The sequence below is a fragment of the Moorena sp. SIO3I6 genome (genome assembly GCF_010672095.1).
On the sequence record NZ_JAAHHU010000456.1, the window covers coordinates 1 to 3,400 of the forward strand.

Sequence of the window (3,400 nt, forward strand, 5' to 3'; positions counted from 1 at the left end):
CTTATATTAACAATACTTAGCCAAAAATTCCCCGTAACCACCGTATCTCAAATCAACTATAAATCCCGAGTGGGTAAAATTGCTTGGTCTAGTCAAAGGTGTACGTTTTGAGGCAGAATTGCAACAATTGCGGCAAATTTATGTGAACGAGAAAAGTTGGTGGGACGATTTTTGACTAGATACTATATCCTGATTCTATTGAGTCTTTTGTGTTTAACTGGCTGTAATTCTCCTGATAGTGGCCTTTTACAGTCCAATCAAGACAGTACTTTGAAGCTCCTGTACTGGCAAGCACCCACTATCCTCAATCCCCATCTTTCCAATGGTTACAAGGATTCCGAAGCCAGTCGGATTACCCTGGAACCCCTGACGAGTTATGACAAAAATGGGGAGATGGTGCTGTTCTTGGCCGCAGAAGTCCCTACGGTAGAGAATGGTGGAATTGCTGCTGATGGTAAGTCGGTGACTTGGAAACTAAAGCGCAATGTAAAGTGGTCCGATGGCACCCCTTTCACGGCTGATGATGTGGTGTTCACTTATGAATTCATCACCAATCCAGCCGTAGGTTCCACCACTGGTAATACTTATAAAACTATTAAAAGCGTTGAAGCAATCGACGACTACACAGTCAAAGTCAACTTCAAGGATGTTAATCCAGCTTGGTTTTTAGTCTTTTCCGGTAGTGATGGCATGATTTTGCCACGCCATTTATATCAAGATTTCAATGGTGCTAATGCACGACAAGCGCCAGCCAACTTGATGGCAGTAGGAACCGGTCCCTATCAGGTCGTAGAATTTAAGCCAGGGGATACGGTAGTTTATCAGCCAAACCCTAACTTCCGAGAAGGGGATAAACCCTATTTCGAGCGAGTAGAACTAAAAGGTGGTGGTGATGCTACCTCTGCTGCTAGAGCAGTCTTACAAACGGGCGATGGCGATTATGCTTACAATCTGCAAGTGGAAGCACCTGTGTTGAAGCGACTGGAAGCAGGGGGTAAAGGTAAAGTCGTGGCTATCTTTGGGGCGTTGGTAGAACGGATTTTAATCAATCAAACCGACCCCAATCAACAAGCCCCTTCTGGAGAACGTTCTAGTGTCAAATTTCCCCATCCGTTCTTCAAAGACAAGCGAGTGCGTCAGGCGTTTAACCTAGCCCTAGACCGGGAAACCATTGCCCAACAGCTTTATGGAGCAACGGGCAAAGCCACAGGGAATTTCTTAGTGTTACCAGAGCAATATAACTCTCCCAATACTACCTATGAATTTAACCCTAAAAAAGCGGTAACCTTGTTGGATCAAGCAGGCTGGAAAGATACCAATGGTAATGGGATTCGGGATAAAGATGGGGTGGAGATGACCGTGTTGTTTCAGACATCAGTCAATCCCGTGCGCCAGAAGACCCAGGAAATTGTCAAACAGACCCTAGCCTCCATTGGGGTTGGGGTAGAACTCAAGAGTATTGATGCCAGTATTTATTTCTCTGGTGATCCAGCCAACACCGATACTACCCAGCACTTTTATGCTGACCTACAAATGTACACCACAGGCAATGATAGCCCCGACCCTGGTGCCTATCTGAAAACCTATACTTGTGATGAAATTCCCCAGAAAGCTAATCAATGGTCTGGGCAAAATGTCTCTCGCTACTGTAATCCGAAATACGATCAGCTTTGGGAGCAGTCTACAAAAGAGTTAGACCCAGAAAAACGTCGGAAAATCTTTATCCAGATGAATGACTTACTGGTTAAAGATGATGTGGTAGTTTTGCCCATTGTCCATCGGGCTGACGCAGCTGGGTTTAGCAATCAGCTCGAGGGTTATGACTTAACACCATGGGATCGCAATACTTGGAACATTATGGATTGGAAGCGGAAGTGATAGTTATATAGCGTTTGTATCTGGGTTGTAAAGTTATCGATTGCCGAAAAAGGCAAGAGGCAAGAGGCAAAAGGCAACAGGGGCAAGAGCTCCAGAGTTTTATAGGAAAATAAAAAAATATCGTCTCAGTTTACATCTCAAATACAAATGCTATATCAACTCTGCTTGAATAACCATAATTGACGGGAGTGTGGGGATATGGGGAGATGGGGAGATTTTTATGAAGGGTAATTATCATGACATGAGATTAGTACTCATTGCTTATTAGTTAATTAACAAGATTCAAGATTTAAGATTCAAAATTAAATTAACTATAGCATTTTCCATAGTTATGAGGTAGACAATATTTTTCCCCGATTCCCGATTCCCGATTCCCGATTCCCGATTCCCGATTCCCGATTCCCGATTCCCGATTCCCGATTCCCTGTTCCCTACCAAATTGAAAACCGCTATCATAAATTTCAATGACGCGATACCTAATTAATCGTCTTTTAGTCTCTATTCCTACCTTGATTGCTATCAGTATCGTAGTATTCGGTATCCTGGCCTTAGCACCTGGAGACCCGATGGGGGAATTTGCGACTAATCCTTCGATTACTCCGGAAGTGCGGGAGAATATTCGTCGCTCCCTTGGTTTAGACCAACCCATCCCGATTCGGTATATTAAATGGGCGTGGTCATTTATCCAAGGGGATATGGGATATTCCTTCACTAGCCGTAGTCCTGTTAGTGCCCTAATGCTCCAGCGCTTACCTACTACCTTATGGGTTGTAGGTTCCGCTTATATTTTTGCTGTATTGCTGGCGTTTCCCTTAGGAATAATTTCGGCACTAAAACGTTACTCTATCTTTGATAACATTGTCACCACTCTGGCCTTTCTAGGATTTTCTCTACCAACCTTTTTCACTGGTTTGCTGTTCATTATTATTTTTAGTGTCCAGCTAAATTGGCTACCTTTTATCTACGATAGCACCCTTAAGGTAACAGATTGGAATAGTTTTGTTATCCAATTCAAGCAGTCTATCATGCCCATCGTAGTATTAGGCTTATTTCAAGCAGCAGTATTGATGCGTTTTATTCGTTCATCCATACTCGAACAGCTAAATCAAGACTACGTACGTACTGCTTACGCTAAGGGATTACATCAATTTGTAGTGGTCAATCGCCATATCTTACGGAATGCTCTGATTCCTGTTATTACCTTAGTCGCCCTAGATATTCCTACTGTATTCACTGGTGCTTTAATCACTGAACAAGTATTCCGAGTACCTGGAATTGGTGCCTTGCTGATTGATTCTATCTATCGAAACGATACACCAGTAGTGATGGCCATTACCTTTATCTACGCTATTTTAATTGTAGTCTTCAATCTAGTCGCTGATATCCTTTATGGCATTCTAGATCCGAGAGTTAAGATAATATAGTAGGGAACAGGGAATAGGGAACAGGGAACAGGGAATAGGGAATAGGGAGTAGGGAGTAGGGAGTAGGGAAGAAAAATTATCACAATTCTCTGTCTTGA

Annotated in this window: 3 protein-coding genes; 2 read left to right on the forward strand and 1 reads right to left on the reverse strand. The window is 43.0% G+C overall.

Features of this window, described 5'->3' with window-relative positions; genetic code table 11:
* The first annotated feature begins 159 nt into the window (after positions 1–159).
* Positions 160–1,878, forward strand: coding sequence for a peptide ABC transporter substrate-binding protein (locus tag F6K49_RS37825; RefSeq protein WP_293105348.1), 1,719 nt, complete (start codon positions 160–162; stop codon positions 1,876–1,878).
* Between the two features lie 282 nt (positions 1,879–2,160).
* On the opposite strand, the gene F6K49_RS37830 is transcribed toward F6K49_RS37825, so the two are convergent.
* Positions 2,161–2,334, reverse strand: a complete 174-nt coding sequence (locus F6K49_RS37830) for a hypothetical protein (RefSeq protein ID WP_293105350.1) — start codon at positions 2,332–2,334, stop codon at positions 2,161–2,163.
* 8 nt (positions 2,335–2,342) lie between these two features.
* Between F6K49_RS37830 and F6K49_RS37835 the strand changes: the two genes are divergently transcribed.
* On the forward strand, positions 2,343–3,302 hold the full coding sequence (locus tag F6K49_RS37835; RefSeq protein WP_293105353.1) for an ABC transporter permease: 960 nt from the start codon (positions 2,343–2,345) through the stop codon (positions 3,300–3,302).
* Positions 3,303–3,400: the final 98 nt, after the last annotated feature.

What these genes read in the sequence shown, in the direction of transcription:
- F6K49_RS37830 (WP_293105350.1), bottom strand. Translation starts at nt 2,334, where the DNA reads ATGATAGCGGTTTTCAATTTGGTAGGGAACAGGGAATCGGGAATCGGG.
- F6K49_RS37835 (WP_293105353.1), top strand. Translation starts at nt 2,343, where the DNA reads ATGACGCGATACCTAATTAATCGTCTTTTAGTCTCTATTCCTACCTTG.